A 20,392-nucleotide genomic window follows, 5' to 3' on the forward strand; every position below is an offset into this window, starting at 1 on the left:
GCTCGGCCATTCCGCAACTGGTAGTAACCAGTATGCATCCCCTGCCCTACCGCCCTGCAAGGGCGTCCGCTCCGTGACTTTGCCGTGACGGTTGACACAACTCCTGATGCCGAGCCATGCCTTCAGCACGACGCGGCCGCATGCCTCGCGGAACTCCGTCTCGGAAACGCGGCCGGGATCGACGAAGTGCTCGTTGTCGTACTGGGCGCCGGCGTCGCCGCCGGCATCGTCACCGCCGGAAAGATCGTGCACGGCGCCCAGGGAATCGCGGGAGAATTCGGGCACATTGCGGTGTTCGCCGACGGCGAGCCATGCGCATGCGGCCATGGGCTGCGTCGAAGCCTATGCCGCTGCCGGCGCACTGGTACGCCGCTACCGAGAAGCCGGGGGAACCGCGGACGGCGCAGCCGATGTGGTCGCCCAACTGGGCAGCCACGAACCGGCAGACCGCGTCTGGACGGAAGGCATGAACGCTCTGGGACGCGCTCTGGTCACCTCGACTGTTCTGCTCGATCACCAACTCATCGTGCTGGCCGGAGGAATGACAGGAGCGGGCAACCACCTGCTGGAACCCGTGCGGCGCACGCTGCAGGACGGGCTTGCCTGACGCTCAGCACCCTCCGTACACATATCCCCCCTAGGGGCGAGTACCGGACTCTTCGGAGCCGCACTCCACGCCCTCGACACCTTCGAACCGGCCGGAAGCACGGAGCACTGGCACAGGCACGGGCCTGCGGCGCTGCCACGGATCTCATGAGGACGTGATTCTTCGATGTGGTTCCACACCAGGGCACGACAATCCCGTCCCAGGCTCCAGCCGGAACTCGATGACATCGAGCTTGCACGAGCCATCGCGCATGTGGGAGCCCAGATAGCGGCCCAGGGCGACAACCTGGCCGAGTCCAACGACCGAGGCGCTCTCACCTACCCCATAGAGCGGGTACTTCGGGAGGCTGGAGAAGACTGGGACAGACGCACCCACAGACTCAGCGTCCTGGCCAACATGCCGGACGCCGTCGTCCTCGCCGACCAATGGCGATCCCGCCAGCCCAGCAACGGGTACGCCATCCTCTTCCACGCCTGGGCTCAGTTCGCCACGGCACGCGCAAACGGATCACTCCCGGACGCGGAAGCCGCCATCGGCACCCGGCTTCCTGCGTCATGCAGCAGCTCTCGCGGACTTGAATCTGCTCGCGTTCGTACTGACGAAAGCCAACCGGCCGGCGGACGCGAGAGAGGTCTTCCAGTCAATCGGAACCACGATCACGGCTTGGCCCTGGGAAGTTGACGGTGCGCCACTTGAGGCGTTCATCGAATGTCGTGGTCGTGCTTGCCGCTGATACAGCTGGTCCGGGGCGCCCGCCGCGTCCGGATGCCCGAAGGCGGCGTCCGCACCGGCTGAACCGCACGGTCTCGTCGGCGCCACACCGGCGCCATCACCGCGCGAAGCGGTCCTGCAGGTGTCAGACTCGAAGAACGGCAATCGGGGGGGGCAAGCCGACACTCAGCTTCTGCCACCGTCAGTAAGGGCATCCACCATGACCTGGGCATCGTGGACGACCACCGGAATCTACGCAGGAGCCGGTGGCGTCCTGACCGAAGAGGTCGGTGTGATCAGCGGCGACCTGTCCGTCCACACCACCTGGTACGACGGCCAGGCCCAGATCGCCATTCAGTTCAGCGGCGCCTCGGACTGGTACACCATGGCAGGCAGCCCCATCCCGTGCCCCTCCGAAGAGGCCAGCCGCACCCTCCACCAATCCGTCGTGGAGGCGGTACGTGCCGGAGCGGGAGCCGCCCCCGTCTCCGTCGACCAGGGCATGGTTCCGCCGGCCTGAGCCGCGAGGACGGCGCCGCATCCCGAACCGTCCCCGTCCGCCACGCGGCCCAAGGTGTCAGGCGTTTTCCCCCGCGACCACCTTGACTGTCGAGTACTTGCGCCGCAGCTCCTTCAGCGGCTGGTACTCCGCGGAGTCCCAGAATCTCTGGAGCACCGCCTTGGACTCGAACTGGTGGATGACCAACGTGGCCGGGCGCCAGTCCCCTTCGAGAACCAGGGCGTTGCCGTCGATCAGCAGGTTACGGCCGCCGGCCTTGTCGATGAGAGGTGTCACCCCGTCGATGTACTCCTGGAAGCCCTCCGGGTCGGCGATATTGAGGTCGATGACGACGTAAGCGGTCATGGTCGGTTTCCTCCATGTGTGCGTGCCGGTGTGTTGTCATCGACCGTACGGAAGGTGCCGCGGGCTTTCCTATGCGTGGAAGTGGCGAGAAAATACGCCATCGTCCCGATGCACGCCTTCACGATAGATTCTGCGCCATGGACGTATTCAGCGACGTCATCGCCACCATGCGGATCGGCCGGGCGAAGTTCACCCACTCGCGACGTGGCGGGCAGTGGGGCAACCGATTCGGCCCGTACCCCGGCGCGGGATTCCACATCGTGTTGAGGGGCAGCTGCTGGATGCTTTCGCCGGACGGCTCGCCAAGGCTGCTCACCGCAGGTGATGTGGTGTTCCTGCCGCATGGAGCGATGCACGGCATGAGCAGCAGCCCGGACCGTGTACCCGCAGAACTGCCGCCCGAGCCGGAAGCCCGCGGGGAGGACAGCTTCCTCGGCGACGGGGAGCACGAGCCCGCACCCGGTGAAGCGCTCCTGCTGTGTGGTGCCTACCGGCTTGACCGAGGGCAGGTGCACCCGTTCCTGCGCGCGCTCCCCGAGGTCATCCACATCCCCGCCCGGCCGGGCCACCACCCCGCCCTTCGCGCAGCCGTCGACCTGCTGGGCGCCGACCTCACGGACGCCCGACCCGGGGCAGACGCTGCCCTGCCCGCGCTGCTGGACCTGCTCCTGGTCTACCTGCTGCGCGCATGGCTGGACGAAGAGGCCTCTCGCCGGTCCGGCTCCGGCTGGTGCGCCGCGCTCACCGATCCGGCCGTCGCAGCCGCGCTCAACCACATCCACCGGCGGCCCGCGCGGCCTTGGACGGTGCAGGAACTGGGCAACGAAGTCGGGATGTCCAGAACGGCCTTCGCCAGACGGTTCACCTCGTTCGTCGGGCAGTCGCCGATGGCCTACCTGGCCTGGTGGCGGCTGAGTACCGCTGCACGCATCCTGCGGGACGGCGACGCTCCCCTCGCCACCGTTGCCCAACAGGTCGGCTACGCCTCGGAATTCGCCTTCTCCAACGCCTTCAAGCGCACGTTCGGAGTCGCCCCCGGCCGCTTCCGGCGAGAGCACCGTGCGGCCCCCGTATCCGTGCCCTGACGGTGCAACAGCATCTAACGGTGCATCAACCGACTGAAGCAGTTGCCTCTGGTCCGCGCGGTGATCCGAATGAACGCCCCTCGCCCATTCGCCGTCCTCCTGGTGCATCTCTCACCGAGACGGTCTCCGCTCCGGTGACCTGCGTAAATGATCAAGCGAGACCAGCCGCTTCGCCTGCCCGGGTGACACATAAGTCGAATGTCATGTTGCGGTGGTGACGGACTGTCGGTTGCCTCATGAACGGAGCACAGCAGAGGCGCCGCGCAGACAGGCCGGACACTGCTCCGTTGGAGGATCCTCATGCGTAACACACGTGTTGGTGTAGGTATCGGCCTGGTTCTCGGTGCCCTCTGCCTGTCAGCCCCGGCCGCCGTCGCCGATGACGCAGGCATCCACATCCGCCCCGGGAACGTCTCACCGGGCTCCAAGGTCACCGTCAGCACCAAGGCCTGCGGCCCGGACGTCACCTATGGCAAGGGCGAGTCGGAGGCGGGAGGGGCGTTCCACCTCTTCGAGGGTGACAGCAAAGGTGTACTCACCGGGGAGTTCGAGGTCCCGGAAGGGACTGATCCCGGCAGCGACAAAGTCACCGTGAAGTGCCCACCTCGGATCAAGATCACCGATACCTACCAGGTCAGCGACCACGAGCCGAAGGGCGCGGTAGACGCCGGCTTCGGCCCGGCCACGGACAGAGGTACGCAGTTCGCCCTGGGCGGTGCGCTGCTCGCCGGAGCCGCCGCCGTGGGTGTGGTCAGGAGGCGCCGCCGCCTGAGCGCCACGCGAAACTGACCGCCCACCTCCCGCCACACCGGCCCCCGGACACCGCATCGATCCGGGGGCCCCGAGGGCCCCACTCCACCCGCTGCGAAAGCAGAGGCTCAACCGCGATGGAAACAGGGCACAAGACCAGGGCTTCCCCACACTCGTCCACCCTTTCGGTCAAGTTTCTGGCCTGCGCACTGATGGCCGGTACCGTGCTGGTGATCAGCGGGGCACGCGACGAGCAGCCACCGCAGCCTTCAGCTGCCCAGGCCTTCTCCACTTCCGCACGCCCCGCTCCCCGCGGCACCGCCTCAGCCAAGCCCCCCGCCGTCCGGCCGCTGCCCCCGTCGGATCCGGTCCGGCTTCGGGTCCGCGCCATCGGCGTGAACGCCCCCGTGACAAGACTGAGCCTGGACGCGGCGGGGGCGCTGCGGCCGCCGCCCGCCGACAAGCCCATGCTTGCCGGCTGGTACGGCGATGGCACGGCTCCCGGCTCGGTAGGGACAGCCGTCACCGCCGGGCACGTGGACACGCCCACCGGCCCCGGCGTCTTCCACGACCTCGGAGCCCTGGCCAAGGGCGACACGGTCGAGATCAGCCGGGCAGACAGGCGCACGGCCGTGTTCACCGTCGACGCCGTGGAGGTCTACGACAAGAAGAAATTCCCGGACGAGAAGGTCTACGGCAGCTCCGACCGGCCCGAACTGCGGGTGATCACCTGCGGCGGCGGCTACTCCAAGCGCACCGGCTACAAGGGCAACGTCGTGGTCTACGCGACGCTGACCGCGGTGAAACAGCCCACCGCGCCGCCCGGCGGAATCCGCCGGTGACCTGAGTCGGCCGGCCTGGTTAGCTGCGGGCGAGCGCGAGCACCCGTCGCTCGAAAGTTGTGAACGCGGCCTCCTGCCGCCATTCCACCGCTGCCTTCGGGCTGGCCGACAAGTACGCCGCGCACCTGGGCCGCGGTTCGCGCCGCCCGGTGCGTCCGGCCAGGCACTCGCGCACCGGCCGATACCCGTCCAGGGTGCGCCACAGGCTGCGGCCCGGCAGGAAAGCGTACTCGAGGGAGGCGCGGGCCAGGTCCTTCAGTTCCCGGTAGGACAGGTTGTACGTCTGGGCCGCGCGCCGGTACTCGTCGCTGATGGTGATCCGGGAGACCCCCGCGTCATCGGTGGCGAGCACGACGGGGACGCCGCGCTCCCGGTACAGCGGGAAGGGGTGCTCGGGGCCGGAGACACCGAGGATCTGGTCGTTGCTGCTGAGCGGGACCTCTACGGCGATATGGCGCTCGGCCATGGTCCTCAGCAGTTCGTCCGCCGCGTCCTCGTGCCGGATGTCGACGCCATGGCCGATGCGCTCGGCGTGTGCGACGTTCACCGCCTCGCGGATGTGGAAGCGCAGGTCCTCGGGCTTGACCAGGCCGGGGGCCAGTTCGCCGGCGTGCAGGGTGATGTGTGCCCGCGGGTAGACGCGGTGCAGATGGGCGAGCATCCGCATGTGGAGGCTGTAGTCCCGCAGGGAGACGGCTCCGTCCTCGGGCTGGACCAGGTTCACCGCGGCGAACCGCGGGTCGCGTTCGGCCAGTTCCATGGCCAGCACCATCTGGGTGAAGACCCGTTCGGGGGTGCTGTTCCGCGAGACGTGCGAGATGAACCGGAAGGGCACCGCGCAGCCCGGGTCCGGCGTTGCGCTGTCGCAGTGGGCGGTGGCGCGGAATGCCGTGAGGCCCTGGTCGGCTTCGGTCTGTGCCTGGCGCACGACTTGGTCCATGGCGCTGTCGGCGAGCAGCTTCTGGTGCATCCGGGGCAGGCTCGCGTCGTAGCCGACCCGGTCGGCGAGCACGTCGGCCCCGTGGCCGTTGGGGGTGACCATCAGTTCTTGGTAGAACTGCTTCTGACGGGCAGCCGTGTTCGACACCTCGGCCATCATCTCCCCGGGATGGCGCTGGGCCACCTCGGAGAACTTGCCGAAGGTGGCGAAGAAGTGGTCGTGTCCCGACTCCTCGCCCGGCCTGAAGTCCTGCATCGACCAGGCGCGCAGGACCTGCTGTCGGAACGCGGCGTCGGTACGCATCTCGACGGCGGGCCGGCTGTTCGCCGGGCACGGCGGCGGGAGGGCCCGCTGGGTGCCGATTTCGATGCACAGACCATCCGCCGTCGCCAGGTCCATCAGCAGCTCGGTCGATGCCGCACCGGCGAGGTGGCTGTGCAGGTCGCCGCCCTTGGGCAGCTCGCGGAAGAAGGAGGCCAGCGCTTCGGGTTGGTCGCGGATGCTGTCCAGATACGCGGATACGCGGCGCTCGACGGCGGGTGGCGGGGCCACCTCCGCATCGGCGCCGGCGTCGGCGGCGGCCGACTGCGCGACGAGCGGCGTCAGCGCCAGCGCCAGGGCGAGCAGCATCGTCGGACGGCTCCGTGCGGTGCCGCGATTCTTGTTGATCATGCTGGCATCGTGGCCAGCCCCGTCGACGACTGACGAAGTGACAGGCCGTGATCACCTGAAGGGGCGATTGGCTACGCGCCCACCAGCGAGTTGGCAAGCTCCGCCGGCTCCCGGCGCTCTCGGTCACCACTCCCGTCTCCGCCGGTACGCTGATACGCCTATGCCCCACCTCCCCCACACCCACCCCCACCACCGCAGGCGGCCTCGCCGAATCGCCCTCGCCGCCGTCGGCGCGGCCGCCGTGAGCCTCGTCGGGTGTGCCGCCGATACCGGGGCGCGGGACGGGGGCGTCGCGCCGCGGGTGTCGCCGCCCGTCCGTTCTTCGCCGCTGTGGCCGCAGTACGCCCCGCCCACCCCGCCCGCGAACGTGCCGACCGCCCCCGACCGCCAGTATCTGAGCATCGAGGGTGTCCACCTGGGTGCGGGCGGGCTGAAACAGATACCGGTGAAAGAGCTGCTGGAGAAGGACCCGAACGTGCCCCAGCTCGTACGGGAAGCCATGCAGAACTGTCCCGGCCCGGTGTGCGGTCTGCGTGCGCCCGTATACCGGGATCTGACCGGGGACGGGCGGGACGAGCTGATCGTCGCGCTGGATGAGCCGAAGGCCGGGCTGACGCTGATTCAGGTGTACCGGGCCTTCGGTACCGCTGTGCGGCCGGTGTTGATCAGTTGGGGCCCCTTCGGGCTCACCGGTGAGACCTTCGGACACGATCTGATCCTTGCGTCCACCGGCAACGACGGCCGCTTCACGACGCGTTACCGGTGGGACGGCAACGTACTCACCGCAGCCGTCCCACAGGACCAGACCGGTGACCGGGCTCCGTCCGCCGCCGGGTCGAGTCCGCTGCCGAGCCCCCGGACCAGGACGGACCAATGACCAGTGCCCCAGCCCGCCCGCCCGGCAGTGTCACCGAGGCGCATCTGTTGCTCGTCGAGGACGACGAGGTCATCCGTAACACCGTCCGGATGCTCCTCGAGCGTTACGGCTTCACCGTCTCCACCGCAGCCGACGGGCTGTCCGGTCTGGAGCTCTTCCGCGAGCGGCGCCCGGACCTGCTGCTCCTCGACGTCATGCTCCCCGAGCTCGACGGCATCGGACTGTGCCGTCGTATCCGCGAACTGAGCCTGGCGCCCATCCTGATGATGTCCGCACGCGGCGACTCCCTCGACGTCGTATCAGGGCTGGAGGCCGGCGCCGACGACTACGTCATCAAACCCTGCGAGAGCGCGGTACTCGTCGCCCGCATCCGCTCCCTGCTGCGTCGCGCTTCTTTCACCCCCTCGCCCGCGGGCGGCGCTGCCGATGCGGCCACCCTCATCACCTTCGGGGACCTCACCATCGACACCCGCGGCATGGAAGTACACCGCGCCGGACAGCCGGTCGCGCTCACCCCGACCGAACTGCGGATGCTGCTCGAATTCGCCGCGTCGCCCGGCGTCGTACTGGAACGCCGGACCCTGCTCAGCCGGGTGTGGGACCACGCCTGGCACGGCGACACCCGCGTCGTCGATCTGCATGTGCAGCGTCTGCGGGCGAAGATCGGCGCCGAACGGATCGAAACGGTCCGCGGCTTCGGCTACAAGCTGCGGCGCTGAACATGCCACTGAGATGGCGCATCGCCGCCCTCGTCGCCGTCGCCATCTGCGCCGTTGTCGCCGCCGTGGGCCTACTCGTCCACCATGCCTCGCGCGACCGGGAACTGACGCAGGCCCGTGAGGCGGCCCGTACGACGCTCGACCGGGCCGCCGTCACCTATGCCCGCTCCGGCACCGTCCAGGGCACCGGCGCCAGTCTCGACGCCCCCGGGGTGCCCGCGGGGCTGCGCGACCTCACGGCCCGCGGCCGTCAGGGAACGGAGTACGCCACCGATCCCGCCGGGCCTGCGATGTGGGCCGCCCGACCCGCGGGCGGGCAAGTGCTGTCCGTACGCATCGACATGACCACCACGCTGCGCGACATCAGCGCTCTCGACACGAGCATCGCCTGGGCCGGAGCCCTCACTACCGCGGCCGTGCTGCCGCTCGGCGTGCTCAGCGCCGGGCGGATGAGCCGCCGACTGCGCAGCGCGGCGGGAACAGCACGGCGCATCGCCGGCGGGGACCTCGATGCCCGGATCGAGGCCGCGCCGCGTCCCCGTGACGAGATCGCCGAAATCTCCACGGCTGTCGACACCATGGCCGCCGCACTGCAACAACGCCTGCGCAGCGAGCAGCGGTTCACCGCCGACGTTGCGCATGAACTGCGTACCCCACTCATGGGCCTGGTCACCGCCGCCGAACTGCTCCCCGAGGGGGAGGCGGCCGGATATGTGCGCAACCGGGTACGCGTCCTGGCCGCCCTCGTAGAAGACCTTCTCGAAATCTCCCGGCTCGACGCCGGGGCAGAGGAGGCCGACCTCTCCCCCAGCCACCTCGGTCCCCTGCTCGAAGACATCACCGCGCGCACCGGCCTGTCCGTACAACTCGTCGTCAAGAACGGGGAGAACGGGGAGGACGGAGAGGACCGGGAGGAGGGGGAAAAGGGTGAGGTGTGGACCGATTCCCGGCGGCTGGAACGCATCCTCGCCAACCTGATCGTAAACGCGCACCGGCACGGCCTCGCGCCCGTCACGGTCACGGTGGCGGCCGACGGCAGGACCGTGACCGTTCGCGACCACGGCACCGGCTACCCGGACAGCGTGCTGCGGGACGGTCCGCAGCGCTTCCGCACCGGCGCCAGGGAACGCGGCACAGGCCATGGGCTCGGGCTGACCATCGCCGTCGGCCAGGCCCAAGTCATCGGAGCGGCACTGGAGTTCGCCAACGCGCCCGATGGCGGTGCGCAGGCAACCCTCCGCCTCCCGGACGCGGAGCCGCCGATACACGGCTGATACATCTCCGAGGCACAGCCGATGTCTCCCTTTGCGTTTACAAAGATCTCCGGCGCTGAGTATGGCGCCATGCGTACCAGGTGGAGTCCGGACCGGACATCGGGGCGGCAGAAGGCGAGCGAGGTCAGCAGCGAGGTCAGCAGCGAGGTCAGCGAGGCAGGCGCGTCCAGAGGGACGAGAGGGGCACACCGCAACACCCGTATCCGGCGGCCACGGCGTAAGGCCGGGAAGCGGACCGGGACAGGCCGCTTCCGCCGTTTCCTCACCTGGAAGAAGGCACTTGCCTGCGTCGTCACCCTGATCGTCCTGCTCGCCGGAGGCTTCACCGTCCTCTACGTCTCCATCGACATCCCCCAGGCCAATGAACTGGCCAAGGCGCAGAGCAACGTCTATCTGTACAGCGACGGCACCCGCCTCGCCCGCACCGGGGAGATCAACCGGGAGACCGTCCCGCTGGGCAAGGTGCCCAAGGACGTCCAGCACGCCTTCGTCGCCGCCGAGAACAAGGACTTCTACAGCGACTCCGGCGTCTCGCTGTCCGGCACCGCCCGCGGCATCCTGAGCACACTCACCGGCAAGGGCAAGCAGGGTGGCTCGACCATCACCCAGCAGTACGTCAAGAACTACTACCTCAGCCAGGAGCAGACCGTCACCCGCAAGGTCAAAGAACTGGTCATCTCCCTCAAGGTCGACCGGCAGAACTCCAAGGACGACATCCTCGCCGGTTACCTGAACAGCAGTTACTACGGGCGTCTCGCCTACGGGGTCCAGGCCGCGGCCCGCGCGTACTACCACCGGGAAGTCGAGGACCTGAGCGTCGAGCAGGGCGCGTATCTTGCCGCGTTGCTGCAGGCGCCCAGCCAGTACGACTGGGCCATCGCCGGCCCCGAGGGCAAACGGCTGGTCACGGAGCGCTGGAATTACGTACTCGACAACATGGTCGATGAGGGCTGGCTGGACAGGGGCGCGCGGCAGCGGATGAAGTTCCCCGAGCCGGTGGCGCCCACGCCGGGCGCCGGGCTGTCCGGCCAGTCGGGTTATCTCGTGGACGCGGCCCGGCGCGAGCTGATGGCCTCCGGGGTCAGCGAGCAGGAGCTGGCGGGCGGTGGCTGGCGTATCACTCTCAACATCGATCCGGACAAACAGCGGGCCCTGGAGCAGGCCGTCACGGCGGGGCTCGGCGAAGGTGCGGACGCAGGTACAGGTACAGGTGCGGACGCGGACAAAGCCTCCGGCGAAGCGTCCGCCGACGGCAATCGGCAGGCCGGAGCCGTTTCGGTGAACCCGAGGTCCGGCCGTATCGTCGCGCTCTACGGCGGCCGCGACTACACCCGCCACTACCTCAGCAACGCCACCCGCTCCGACTACCAGGCAGGTCCCACCTTCGAACCCGTCGCCGTGGCCGCATCCATGGAGGTCAAGACCCAAGACAAGGATCAGTACGGCACCGAGCACATCGAAGAGATCGCCACCGCGCTCGGAATGGATGTGGACACGAAGGACTTCGCCTCACCACAGGCGACGTCGCTGGGGCTGATGGGAGCCAGCCCGCTGGAACTGGCCGGTGTCTACGCCTCCTTCCACCACGAGGGCAGGAAGGTCACCCCCTCGATCCTGAAGTCCGCGGAGCGCGAGGGACAGGGTACACATCTGCGGGGAGCGGTCGGCGGTCAGGCGATCGACCCCAGGACCGCCGACATGGTCAATTCGTATCTGAGCGGCGGCGTCGGCCGACGCGGGATCGACGGCCCTTTGACGCCCGGCGTCAGCGAGCAGACCGTCACCACGGCATCGGGTCGTACCGACGACAGGAAGGCCGAGTGGTTCATCGGCTCCACGAACGACCTCGTCACCTCGATCGGCCTCTTCGGCGAGGACGCCACCACGCACAAGCAGGTCACCCTCAAGAACATCGACGACGGCTATCCCGCCAAGATCTGGTCCGGGTACACCGAGCGGGGCCTGCACGATGGGCAGCCCGTGCCCACGCCTGATGCCACGGGCTGAGGAGGCGGTACGACGGACGGCGACGAGCCGCGCCGACGGGTAACGGCGGCCGGGCAGGCGCCGCGCCGTTAGACGGGCCGACGCCGGGGAACCCGCCAACCGTAGGCATATCCACACCAACAGCCCTGCGGAAGAAGGCCCTCATGGCAGTCGCCAAGACGAGCGTGCTGATCCTGGACTGCGCGGAACCCGCTGCTCTCGCCGAGTTCTACGCCGCCCTGCTCGATGCCCGGACCCAAGTGGGAACGGACCCCGACTACGTCGAGATCGTCGGTAACGGCGGCGTGCACCTGGCCGTGCACAGGGATCACGGGTACGCGCCACCCAGCTGGCCGCGGCCGGACGACTCACAGCAGGCGCACCTGCGGATCCTCGTCTCGCACGACGACATGGACGAGGCCGAACGAGAGGCGATCAGCCTCGGCGCACGCCCGCTGGACACCAAGGACAACGGCGGGCCGCGCGATGTGCGCCTCTACTCCGATCCCGCCGGGCACTCCTTCTCGCTGGCCGTCTCGGCCCCGCGCCCCGACACACCCCCGGCGCCGAAGCCCCAGGACGGCCTGCGCCTGGCCTGAGGCCGACGGCGCCGGGCCCCGACGTCGGCGGCACGCCCGCTCAGAGCGCTCAGAGTTGGCGCAAGGCGGGGAGCAGCTTTGTCTCCGCCCAGTCGAGGAACGGCCGTTGATGGTCACCGCCGACCTGGACGAGCGCGATCTCGGTGAAGCCCGCCTCCGCATACGGCCGTACGGCCTCGACGAAATCGTCGACCTTGTCACCGCACGGGATGGACCGGGCGACGTCCTCGGGGCGTACGTACTCGGTGGCCACGGCGAAGCCGGAGGGTCCCGGCAGCTCGGCGTTGACCGGCCAGCCGCCGAGGGCCCAGCGGAACTGGTGGTGCGCCCGGGCGATCGCCGCGTCCCGGTCGGTGTCGTAGCAGACGGGCAGCTGGCCGATCCGGGGCTTGCCCGAACCGCCGTGCCGGTCGAAAGCGTCCAGGAGCTTACGCTTGGGCTCGGTGGCGATGACCAGGTCCGCCATATGGCCGGCGAGCTCGCAGGACCGGTCGCCGGAGACGGCGACGCCGATCGGCGGGAGCTCGTCGGGAAGGTCCCACAGCGTGGCGTTCTCGACGTCGAAATGCGCACCGTGATGGTTCACGTTTCCGCCGGCGAACAGGGCTCGGATGATCTCCACGGCTTCTTCCAGCATCTCCAGCCGGACGTGGGCGGCGGGCCAGCCTCCGCCGACCACATGCTCGTTGAGGTTCTCCCCGGAGCCGAGGCCGAGCCGGAAGCGCCCCTGGGACAGGAGCTGCATGGTCGCGGCCTTCTGGGCGACGACCACGGGGTGGTAGCGGGTCGTCGGGCACGTCACATACGTCATGAGCGGGATGCGGGAGGTGGCGTGGGCGGCCGCCCCGAGGACGCTCCACGCGTACGGGGCGTGGCCCTGGGACGCCAGCCACGGGAAGTAGTGGTCGGAGGTGACGGAGAAGTCGAAGCCCGCGTGCTCGGCGCCGACGACGTGCTCGACGAGCTCACGGGGGCCGGCCTGCTCGGTCATCATCGTGTATCCGAATTGCGGCATATCGGTCCTGTTGCCGATCTTCGACGGATGAAACCTCGGCCATCGGCCATGGCGGAGGCTGCTGGGGCATCTGACCAGGTAGCCGCGGTGAACAGCATCATTGATCGAGGCCGGTGATATCGGCGGCGTGGCGGAACACGTCGACGACCATGGGGAGGGTGAGCAGTCCGGTGAATGTGTTGCGCTGGCTCGGGTGGTAGCAGCCGAGAAGATGCAGCTCCCGGCGCTCCCCGCGGCCGGGAAGCGTCACCTGGGCGCCATGCCCGAACACGGGCCGGGGTCGCGGCAGTTGCCACCCCGCCTCGCTGAGGACGGGCAGCAGCGCCTGCCAGCCGAAGGCGCCGAGGACGACCACCGCGCGCAGGGTTGGGCTGAGTAGCTCCAGCTCCCTCGCCAGCCATGGCCGGCAGGCGTCCCGCTCGGCCGGGGTCGGCCTGTTCTGCGGTGGAGCGCAGTGGACGGGTGCCGTGACCCGCACTCCGCGCAGCTTCAGCCCGTCGCCGCGGTGCGTGGAGTCCGGCCGGGAAGCGAGGCCGACGGCGTGCAGCGCGGCGAAGAGGATGTCGCCCGACGCGTCCCCGGTGAACATCCGGCCGGTCCGGTTGCCCCCGTGCGCCGCGGGCGCGAGGCCGACCACGGCCAGCGCCGCGTCCGGCGGGCCGAATCCGGGGACCGGCCTTCCCCAGTAGTCCCAGTCCCGGAAGGCGGCGCGTTTCGTTTCGGCGACCTCCTCCCGCCAGGCCACCAGCCTCGGGCAGGCCCGGCACTGGGCCACCAGGGCGTCCAGCTCGCCGAGTTCCCGGCAGTGCGGTGCGCTGCGCGCGGGAAAGTCACCGTCGTCAGGACTCGGTGGTGACTGTGCCACTTCGCCTCCCTCGCTGTGTCGAGGTGTCCCTCGGCTTCCCCAACATCCGGGGTCGTCAGGCGGCGAAGCCGAGGTTCGTCACGTACTCGTACTTCCCCCAGTCGGAGCCGAGATCGGCGCACCAGGGCTGCCGTGGCCGCCTCCAGATCGCCGCCGTGCTTCTCCAGCGCCGCGCGGACCGCGTCGCCGATCACGTCGGGCATGTCGGAGGTGCTCGCTTGGCCCGCACCTCCCCGGTCGGCTCACGACCGGACTCCCAGCCGCCGACCGTCTTCGGGTTGACCCCGAGAGCTCGCGCCACGTCCGCCTGGGAGAGCTTCAGGGCCAGGCGCAACGCGCGGCGCTCGTCCGCGGAAGGCAGTTCGGCCTCGACGCGCACGGATGCGAGCAGCGCGTCGGCCGACTCGAAATCCGTCACCGCCCCACCGCCCTCGGAGCCCGTGCCGTTTCCGTACGAGCGCTGCGCAGACGGGCGGCGGGCAGCAACTCGCAGGCGCGGGTGGGTCCGGCCAGCAGTTCCAGGGCCGGAAGGCCGAAGTGCGCCGCCAGCAGGTCGCAGTCGTCCAGCGTCCATGCCGTACGGCCGGACTGGCGGCGGGAGATCTGCGTCTGCGTCAGGCCGAGGGGGCCTGCCAGGTCGTTCTGGGAGTCCCCGGTGGCCTGCATCAGGGCCGCGACGGTGAGCCGCAGCGTCTCCCTCAGCGTCATCGGCATATGCGGACTCTATCAATCTCAGGCTCTGAACAGCCGGATTATGCACAGTCCGCATGAGGAACCGTCGAGCTACACGAGGGCTTCTACGGCCGCGGTGGCGAAGCCGTGATCCTGGTCAGGGGCCCCGCCGCCGACGCCGATCGCGCCGATGAGACGGCCGTCGCGGTGGAGGGGGATGCCGCCGGCGATGAAGACCAGCGGCTTGTCGAGGGCGGTCGGCAGCGTGGAAGAGGCCGCCGGGCTGGACCGCGTCGACGAGCTCGGCGGTCGGGGCGTTCAACTGGAGCGCGGTGCACGCCTTGCGGGTGCTGGTCTCGCCCGCGATGAGCACGGCCCGGTCGTCGCGGCGGAAAGCCAGCAGGTGGCGCCCGCGTCCAGGACGGTGACGGCGGCGCTGACCCCGGCGGCTTCGGCGGCGCGGCGGGCGGTGTCCACAAGGGTCTCCGCGTCCTGGATGGTCAGCGGGGCGACGGCGGTGGTGGCGGTGGCGGTCATGAAGGTGGCTCCTTGGTGCGGTGGATCAGTGGTGGGACACGGTGGATCGTGACTGGCCGCGGTGGATCAGTGGTTGGCTGCGGAGACTGCGGCCGTGCCGGGGTGGAGGCGGTGACGACCAGGCTGTGGGTGGTCGCCGTGCGGCGCTCCAGCAGGTGGGAGACGACGGCGAGGCCGAGCGCGGAGGCGGCGAGGGCGGCGCCGACCCAGTTGGGTGCGGTGTAGCCGAGTCCGGCCGCGATGACCATGCCGCCGAGCCAGGCGGCGAGGGCATTGCCGAGGTTGAAGGCGCCGATGTTGACGGCGGAGGCCAGGGTGGGAGCGCCCGCGGCCTGGTCCAGGACCCGCTTCTGCAACGGCGGTACGGTCGCGAAGCCCAGCGCGCCGATCAGGACGATGGTGATCGCCGCGGTGACCGTGTTGTGCGCGGTGAGGGTGAACAGCGCCAGTACGAGGGAGAGGGCGCCCAGCGACACGTACAGCAGCGGCATCAGGGCACGGTCGGCGAACTTTCCACCGATCAGGTTCCCGCCGACCATGCCGAGGCCGAACAGGACCAGCAGCCAGGTGACGGACGAGTCGGCGAACCCGGCGACCTCGGTCATCATCGGCGTGATGTAGGTGATCGCGGCGAAGACTCCGCCGAAGCCGAGGACCGTCATGGCCATCGCCAGCAGGACCTGCACATTACGGAAGGCCGCCAGCTCGTGGCGTAGCCGTACGCCTTCGGGCTTGGGCTGCTCCGGCACCAGCTTCGCCACGCCGAGGAGTCCGAGAACGCCGAGGGCGGCGACTATGAAGAAGGTGGCGCGCCAGCCGGCGCTCTGGCCGACGTAGGTGCCGAGCGGGACGCCGACGACGTTGGCGACGGTCAGACCGGTGAACATCATCGCGATCGCGCCGGCCTTCTTTTCGGGGGCGACGAGGTCGGCCGCGACGACCGAGCCGATGCCGAAGAAGGCGCCGTGGGCGAGCGAGGCGACGACTCGGCCGGCCAGCATCACTCCGAAGACGGGTGCGACGGCGGAGAGGACGTTTCCGGCGATGAACAGGCCCATCAGCAGCATCAGCATCCGCTTCCGGGACACCTTCGTACCGAGGATGGTCATCAGCGGTGCGCCGAGCACCACCCCGAGCGCATAGCCGGTGACCAGGAATCCAGCCATCGGGATCGACACGCCGAAGTCCGACGCGACATCGGGCAGCAACCCCATGATGACGAACTCGGTGGTGCCGATGCCGAAGGCCCCGATGGCGAGGGCGAGGAGCGCGAGTGGCATGGGAGGACCTTCCAGAACGATTGCGCCTGCGCCTTACGGGCGTCCACAATAATTGCAGACGCCATTACTTGCAAGCGCTCCATATCTGGTGACCTCGACGGAGTCATGGTCCATACCAAACCCTTGACAGTGGCTTAGTTCACTTCTTAAATCACGTAGTGAACTAAGCCTCATGTCATATGCACGACACATCCCCTTCCTCCTTCATGTCCCGGAAGGGAGAGTCATGGACTCCCCCCGTTTGACGCGGCGCTTGCTGCTGTCCGTTCTGTCAGTCCTGACCCTTGCGACTCTCACCAGCGGTGTCGCACAGGGTGAACCCGCACCGCCTGTCGCCGCGGCGGCACCGGCCGCCGTGACGTTCGCCGACGACTTCGACGGCCCCGCGGGCTCCGCCGTCGACGCCGGCAAATGGCAGATCGAGACGGGCGACAACGTCAACAACCACGAGCGGCAGTACTACACGGCGGGCAACCGCAACGCCGCTCTCGACGGCCAGGGTCATCTGGTCATCACCGCCCGCCGCGAGATCCCTGCCAACTACCAGTGCTGGTACGGCAGATGTGAGTACACCTCCGCCCGGCTGAACACCGCGGGCAAGTTCACCCAGACCTACGGCCATGTCGAGGCCAGGCTCAAAGTGCCGCGCGGCCAGGGCATGTGGCCCGCCTTCTGGATGCTCGGCAACGACATCGGCCAGGTCGGCTGGCCGGGCTCGGGCGAGATCGACGTGATGGAGAACGTCGGCTTCGAGCCCTCCACCGTCCACGGCACGCTCCACGGCCCGGGCTACTCCGGCTCCGGCGGCATCGGCGCCGCGTACACCCTCCCCGGCGGTCAGGCCTTCGCCGACGCCTTCCACACCTTCGCCGTGGACTGGGCTCCCGATTCGGTGACCTGGTCGGTCGACGGCAACGTCTACCAGCGGCGTACGCCTGCCGATCTCGGTGGCCGTACCTGGGTGTTCAACAAGCCGTTCTTCCTGATCCTCAACCTCGCGGTCGGCGGCTACTGGCCAGGCGACCCCGACGGCAGCACCGTCTTCCCCTCGCAACTCGTCGTCGACCATGTGCGGGTCAGCACCAGCGACAGCCCGGGCGTCGGCGACACCATCACGGGCCTTGGCGGCAAGTGCGTGGACCTGGCGGGTGCCAACAGCGCCAACGGCACACCCGTACAGCTCTACGACTGCAACGGCACCGGCGCCCAGCAATGGAATGTCGGTACGGACGGCACGATCCGGGCGCTGGGCAAGTGTCTGGACGTCACCTCCGCCGGGACGGCAAACGGCACCACCGTCCAGCTCTGGGACTGCAACGGAACTGCCGCCCAGCGATGGGTCGTCACCGCCGCCCACGACATCGTCACCCCCCAGGCCGACAAATGCCTGGACGCCACCGGCAACAGCTCGGCCAACGGCACCCGCCTGCAGATCTGGACCTGCACCGGAGCCGCCAACCAGAAGTGGACGGTGACCGGCCGATGAGGCGGGCAACGCCTTCGCAGGCCCGCGCTGCGCGGCGTGCAGGGCGGCGGCACCTCGCGCGGCTGACCTTCTGGTCGGTCAACCGCGACAGCCCCTGCACCGGCGGCGGCGCCGACATCTGCTCGGGCATCTCCCAGCAGCCGTGGGACTTCACCCGCGTCTTCGCCCAGTACACCGGCTGATCCCCCTTCCCCGTCCGCCAACCCCGTCCGTCACCCCCATCCGTCAACCCCCCACCGAGCCGGGCCGCCGGCACAGGAGAAACCGTGCTCCGATCCCTGCGAACGCCCAGAGCGGGCCGTCACGCCTTCACAACCGCCAGCCGCGCAAGGCCGCTTGTGGCTGCCTTCGTCGTGGTGGCCTCGGCCTTTTCGGTCCTCGCCGCCATCCCGTCCACCCAGGCGGCCACCCCTCAAAGAGCCGCCGGAGCCGCCGGGGCCGCCGCTCTGCCGACCAGTTGGGCCACCGTGGTGAACAGTGGCAGCGGCAAGTGCCTGGACGCGCGCTCGGCCGCGACCGCGAACGGCACCGCCGTCCAGCAGTACGCGTGCAACAACTCCACCGCCCAGCAGTGGAGCTTCACGGCCACCAGCGACGGCTTCGTGCGGATCGACAACCGCAATGACGCGAGCCAGGTCGTGGACGTGAGCGACGTGTCCACCGCCGACAACGCCGCGGTGCACCTGTGGACGTACGGCGGTGGCAACAACCAGCAGTGGCAGGCCGTGGACGAAGGCGGCGGCGCGTACCACTTCGTCAACCGCAACAGTGGCAAGTGCCTGGACGTCCCCGCCGCCTCGACGGCTGACAGCGTCCAGCTCGTGCAGTACACCTGCAACGGCACGGCGGCCCAGCGGTTCCAGGTCGCGCCTCCGAGCACCGCGCCCGGTGACGTGGACCTCGGTCCGAACGTGGTCGTCTTCGACCCCTCGATGCCGTCAGCGACCATCCAGAGCCGGCTCAACTCGATCTTCCAGCAGCAGGAGACCAACCAGTTCGGCGCCCAGCGCTACGCGGTCATGTTCAAGCCGGGCACCTACAGCAACGACGTCAACGTGGGCTTCTACACCCAGGTTCTGGGCCTCGGCCAGTCGCCCGACTCGGTGACGATCAACGGCGCGGTGCACGTCGAGGCCGACTGGTTCCCCCCGCAGAACGCAACTCAGAACTTCTGGCGCGGCGCCGAGAACCTCTCGGTCAACCCGGCCGGCGGCACGGACCGGTGGGCGGTGTCCCAGGCGGCTCCCTACCGGCGCATGCATGTCCGCGGCAACCTGGCTCTGGATGACGGCGGCTGGGCGAGCGGCGGTTTCATGGCCGACAGCAAGATCGACGGTCAGGTGCGCTCCGGTTCGCAGCAGCAGTGGCTGACCCGCAACTCCCAGCTCGGCAGCTGGACAGGATCCAACTGGAACATGGTCTTCGTCGGCAGTCAGGGCGTTCCGGGCAACACCTTCCCCAACCCGCCCTACACGACGGTGAACGAGAGCCCCACGGTGCGGGAGAAGCCGTTCCTGTACGTCGACGGCACCGGCGCCTACAAGGTGTTCGTGCCGTCCCTGCGGGCCAACTCCTCGGGCACCACGTGGGCGGGCGGCAACACCGCCGGCACCTCGCTCGGCATGGACCAGTTCTTCGTCGTGAAGGCCGGGACGACCGCCGCGCAGATCAACGCCGCGCTGGCCGAGGGGAAGAACCTGCTGGTCACTCCGGGTGTGTACCACTTGAATCAGACCCTGCGGGTGACTCGCCCCGACACCGTGATCCTGGGGCTCGGCCTCGCCACGTTCATCCCGGACGGCGGCGTCACCGCCATGACGGTCGCCGATGTCGACGGCGTCAAGGTCGCGGGCATCCTCTTCGACGCCGGTACGACCAACTCGCAGACCCTGATGGAGGTCGGCCCGGCAGGCTCCTCCGCCGGTCACAGCGCCAACCCGACGTCCCTGCACGACGTGTACTTCCGGGTCGGCGGCGCCGCGGTGGGCAAGGCGACCACGAGCCTGGTGGTCAACAGCGACAACGTCATCGGCGATCACATGTGGATCTGGCGCGGCGACCACGGCAGCGGCATCGGCTGGAACACCAATACGGCGGACACGGGACTCGTCGTCAACGGCGATGACGTGACCATGTACGGGCTGTTCGTCGAGCACTACCAGAAGCATCAGACGATCTGGAACGGCAACGGCGGTCAAACGTACTTCTACCAGAACGAGATGCCGTACGACCCGCCCAACCAGGCCGCCTGGATGAACGGCTCGACCCAGGGCTACGCGGCGTACAAGGTGGCCAACTCGGTCACCAGCCATCAGGCGTTCGGGCTCGGCAGCTACTGCTTCTTCAACGCGAATCCGTCCGTGACCGCCGAGCACGCCTTCGAGGTCCCCAACAATCCGAATGTGCGATTCCGGAACATGGTGACCGTCTCGCTCGGCGGCACCGGAACCATCCGCCATGTCATCAACGACAGAGGCGGTCCGTCCAACTCCTCTACGAATGTGGCCAATCTCGTCAGCTATCCCTGACGCACTCTTCCCGCAGTACACCGGCCGGGCCGGACCCGACAACCGTCGGGTCCGGCCCTGCCGTTCGGGGCGAGCCGAGGGC

At 69.1% G+C, this 20,392-nt stretch carries 19 protein-coding genes and 2 pseudogenes; 13 read left to right on the top strand and 8 right to left on the bottom strand.

The genetic code is table 11. From position 1 onward, the window contains the following. Nucleotides 1-84: 84 nt before the first annotated feature. Nucleotides 85-607 (top strand): annotated as a pseudogene (locus QFZ67_RS03165) (ROK family protein). A 931-nt stretch (nt 608-1,538) separates the two neighbouring features. Further along, on the top strand, nt 1,539-1,838 hold the full coding sequence (locus tag QFZ67_RS03170) for a hypothetical protein (RefSeq protein WP_307659545.1): 300 nt from the start codon (nt 1,539-1,541) through the stop codon (nt 1,836-1,838). 57 nt (nt 1,839-1,895) lie between these two features. Here the strand turns inward: QFZ67_RS03170 and QFZ67_RS03175 are convergent, their stop codons facing one another. Next, nucleotides 1,896-2,183 (bottom strand): DUF1330 domain-containing protein, encoded by a 288-nt coding sequence (locus QFZ67_RS03175; RefSeq protein WP_307659546.1) that lies wholly within the window; start codon nt 2,181-2,183, stop codon nt 1,896-1,898. A 137-nt stretch (nt 2,184-2,320) separates the two neighbouring features. On the opposite strand from QFZ67_RS03175, the gene QFZ67_RS03180 reads away from it, so the two are divergent. From QFZ67_RS03180 to QFZ67_RS03190, 3 genes are all read left to right on the top strand, one after another. Continuing rightward, entirely contained in the window at nt 2,321-3,268 is a 948-nt protein-coding gene (locus QFZ67_RS03180; protein ID WP_307659547.1) for an AraC family transcriptional regulator, read from the top strand. A gap of 300 nt (nt 3,269-3,568) precedes the next feature. After that, a complete protein-coding gene (locus QFZ67_RS03185) occupies nt 3,569-4,057 on the top strand; it encodes a sortase (protein WP_307659548.1) in 489 nt (162 codons plus the stop codon). Nucleotides 4,058-4,230: 173 nt separating this feature from the next. After that, on the top strand, nt 4,231-4,860 hold the full coding sequence (locus tag QFZ67_RS03190) for a class F sortase (protein WP_307659549.1): 630 nt from the start codon (nt 4,231-4,233) through the stop codon (nt 4,858-4,860). Nucleotides 4,861-4,879: 19 nt separating this feature from the next. Here QFZ67_RS03190 and QFZ67_RS03195 read toward each other — a convergent pair whose 3' ends face one another. Continuing rightward, entirely contained in the window at nt 4,880-6,472 is a 1,593-nt protein-coding gene (locus tag QFZ67_RS03195) for an adenosine deaminase (RefSeq protein ID WP_307659550.1), read from the bottom strand. Nucleotides 6,473-6,632: 160 nt separating this feature from the next. Between QFZ67_RS03195 and QFZ67_RS03200 the strand changes: the two genes are divergently transcribed. From QFZ67_RS03200 to QFZ67_RS03220, 5 genes are all read left to right on the top strand, one after another. Next, on the top strand, nt 6,633-7,349 hold the full coding sequence (locus QFZ67_RS03200) for a hypothetical protein (RefSeq protein WP_307659551.1): 717 nt from the start codon (nt 6,633-6,635) through the stop codon (nt 7,347-7,349). Then, complete coding sequence (gene cseB / locus QFZ67_RS03205; RefSeq protein WP_307659552.1) at nt 7,346-8,068, top strand: two-component system response regulator CseB; 723 nt, start codon at nt 7,346-7,348, stop codon at nt 8,066-8,068. The genes QFZ67_RS03200 and cseB overlap by 4 nt, the downstream gene beginning before the upstream one ends. A gap of 2 nt (nt 8,069-8,070) precedes the next feature. Continuing rightward, on the top strand, nt 8,071-9,342 hold the full coding sequence (locus QFZ67_RS03210) for a HAMP domain-containing sensor histidine kinase (RefSeq protein WP_307659553.1): 1,272 nt from the start codon (nt 8,071-8,073) through the stop codon (nt 9,340-9,342). Between the two features lie 69 nt (nt 9,343-9,411). Further along, on the top strand, nt 9,412-11,349 hold the full coding sequence (locus QFZ67_RS03215) for a transglycosylase domain-containing protein (protein WP_307659554.1): 1,938 nt from the start codon (nt 9,412-9,414) through the stop codon (nt 11,347-11,349). 143 nt (nt 11,350-11,492) lie between these two features. Next, complete coding sequence (locus QFZ67_RS03220; RefSeq protein ID WP_307659555.1) at nt 11,493-11,927, top strand: VOC family protein; 435 nt, start codon at nt 11,493-11,495, stop codon at nt 11,925-11,927. A 49-nt stretch (nt 11,928-11,976) separates the two neighbouring features. Here the strand turns inward: QFZ67_RS03220 and QFZ67_RS03225 are convergent, their stop codons facing one another. The 6 genes and pseudogenes from QFZ67_RS03225 to QFZ67_RS03250 form a co-directional block, all read right to left on the bottom strand. Then, the gene (locus QFZ67_RS03225; protein ID WP_307659556.1) at nt 11,977-12,942 is read right to left on the bottom strand and encodes an LLM class F420-dependent oxidoreductase; all 966 of its coding nucleotides are present in this window, start codon (nt 12,940-12,942) and stop codon (nt 11,977-11,979) included. A 97-nt stretch (nt 12,943-13,039) separates the two neighbouring features. After that, on the bottom strand, nt 13,040-13,807 hold the full coding sequence (locus tag QFZ67_RS03230) for a uracil-DNA glycosylase (RefSeq protein WP_307659557.1): 768 nt from the start codon (nt 13,805-13,807) through the stop codon (nt 13,040-13,042). 190 nt (nt 13,808-13,997) lie between these two features. Continuing rightward, nucleotides 13,998-14,225, bottom strand: a complete 228-nt coding sequence (locus QFZ67_RS03235) for a DNA-binding transcriptional regulator (RefSeq protein ID WP_307659558.1) — start codon at nt 14,223-14,225, stop codon at nt 13,998-14,000. Then, the gene (locus QFZ67_RS03240) at nt 14,222-14,521 is read right to left on the bottom strand and encodes a helix-turn-helix transcriptional regulator (RefSeq protein WP_307659559.1); all 300 of its coding nucleotides are present in this window, start codon (nt 14,519-14,521) and stop codon (nt 14,222-14,224) included. Before QFZ67_RS03240 ends, QFZ67_RS03235 begins: the two co-directional genes overlap by 4 nt. 69 nt (nt 14,522-14,590) lie before the next feature. Then, nucleotides 14,591-15,016 (bottom strand): annotated as a pseudogene (locus tag QFZ67_RS03245) (heme-binding protein). After that, a complete protein-coding gene (locus QFZ67_RS03250; RefSeq protein ID WP_307659560.1) occupies nt 15,013-16,296 on the bottom strand; it encodes an MFS transporter in 1,284 nt (427 codons plus the stop codon). Before QFZ67_RS03250 ends, QFZ67_RS03245 begins: the two are co-directional and overlap by 4 nt. A gap of 226 nt (nt 16,297-16,522) precedes the next feature. Here QFZ67_RS03250 and QFZ67_RS03255 point away from each other — a divergent pair, with 226 nt between their 5' ends. From QFZ67_RS03255 to QFZ67_RS03265, 3 genes are all read left to right on the top strand, one after another. After that, nucleotides 16,523-17,782: a glycoside hydrolase family 16 protein gene (locus QFZ67_RS03255; RefSeq protein ID WP_307659561.1), complete on the top strand. Its 1,260-nt coding sequence runs from the start codon at nt 16,523-16,525 to the stop codon at nt 17,780-17,782. Next, a complete protein-coding gene (locus tag QFZ67_RS03260) occupies nt 17,779-17,964 on the top strand; it encodes a hypothetical protein (protein ID WP_307659562.1) in 186 nt (61 codons plus the stop codon). The genes QFZ67_RS03255 and QFZ67_RS03260 overlap by 4 nt, the downstream gene beginning before the upstream one ends. 156 nt (nt 17,965-18,120) lie before the next feature. Then, entirely contained in the window at nt 18,121-20,310 is a 2,190-nt protein-coding gene (locus QFZ67_RS03265) for an RICIN domain-containing protein (RefSeq protein ID WP_373429939.1), read from the top strand. Nucleotides 20,311-20,392 lie beyond the last annotated feature (82 nt).

Origin of the sequence: Streptomyces sp. V1I1 (assembly GCF_030817355.1) — a bacterium.
Lineage (GTDB): Bacteria > Actinomycetota > Actinomycetes > Streptomycetales > Streptomycetaceae > Streptomyces.

What these genes read in the sequence shown, in the direction of transcription:
- QFZ67_RS03170 (WP_307659545.1), top strand. Translation starts at nt 1,539, where the DNA reads ATGACCTGGGCATCGTGGACGACCACCGGAATCTACGCAGGAGCCGGT.
- QFZ67_RS03175 (WP_307659546.1), bottom strand. Translation starts at nt 2,183, where the DNA reads ATGACCGCTTACGTCGTCATCGACCTCAATATCGCCGACCCGGAGGGC.
- QFZ67_RS03180 (WP_307659547.1), top strand. Translation starts at nt 2,321, where the DNA reads ATGGACGTATTCAGCGACGTCATCGCCACCATGCGGATCGGCCGGGCG.
- QFZ67_RS03185 (WP_307659548.1), top strand. Translation starts at nt 3,569, where the DNA reads ATGCGTAACACACGTGTTGGTGTAGGTATCGGCCTGGTTCTCGGTGCC.
- QFZ67_RS03190 (WP_307659549.1), top strand. Translation starts at nt 4,231, where the DNA reads ATGGCCGGTACCGTGCTGGTGATCAGCGGGGCACGCGACGAGCAGCCA.
- QFZ67_RS03195 (WP_307659550.1), bottom strand. Translation starts at nt 6,472, where the DNA reads ATGATCAACAAGAATCGCGGCACCGCACGGAGCCGTCCGACGATGCTG.
- QFZ67_RS03200 (WP_307659551.1), top strand. Translation starts at nt 6,633, where the DNA reads ATGCCCCACCTCCCCCACACCCACCCCCACCACCGCAGGCGGCCTCGC.
- cseB (WP_307659552.1), top strand. Translation starts at nt 7,346, where the DNA reads ATGACCAGTGCCCCAGCCCGCCCGCCCGGCAGTGTCACCGAGGCGCAT.
- QFZ67_RS03210 (WP_307659553.1), top strand. Translation starts at nt 8,071, where the DNA reads ATGCCACTGAGATGGCGCATCGCCGCCCTCGTCGCCGTCGCCATCTGC.
- QFZ67_RS03215 (WP_307659554.1), top strand. Translation starts at nt 9,412, where the DNA reads ATGCGTACCAGGTGGAGTCCGGACCGGACATCGGGGCGGCAGAAGGCG.
- QFZ67_RS03220 (WP_307659555.1), top strand. Translation starts at nt 11,493, where the DNA reads ATGGCAGTCGCCAAGACGAGCGTGCTGATCCTGGACTGCGCGGAACCC.
- QFZ67_RS03225 (WP_307659556.1), bottom strand. Translation starts at nt 12,942, where the DNA reads ATGCCGCAATTCGGATACACGATGATGACCGAGCAGGCCGGCCCCCGT.
- QFZ67_RS03240 (WP_307659559.1), bottom strand. Translation starts at nt 14,521, where the DNA reads ATGCCGATGACGCTGAGGGAGACGCTGCGGCTCACCGTCGCGGCCCTG.
- QFZ67_RS03250 (WP_307659560.1), bottom strand. Translation starts at nt 16,296, where the DNA reads ATGCCACTCGCGCTCCTCGCCCTCGCCATCGGGGCCTTCGGCATCGGC.
- QFZ67_RS03255 (WP_307659561.1), top strand. Translation starts at nt 16,523, where the DNA reads ATGGACTCCCCCCGTTTGACGCGGCGCTTGCTGCTGTCCGTTCTGTCA.
- QFZ67_RS03260 (WP_307659562.1), top strand. Translation starts at nt 17,779, where the DNA reads ATGAGGCGGGCAACGCCTTCGCAGGCCCGCGCTGCGCGGCGTGCAGGG.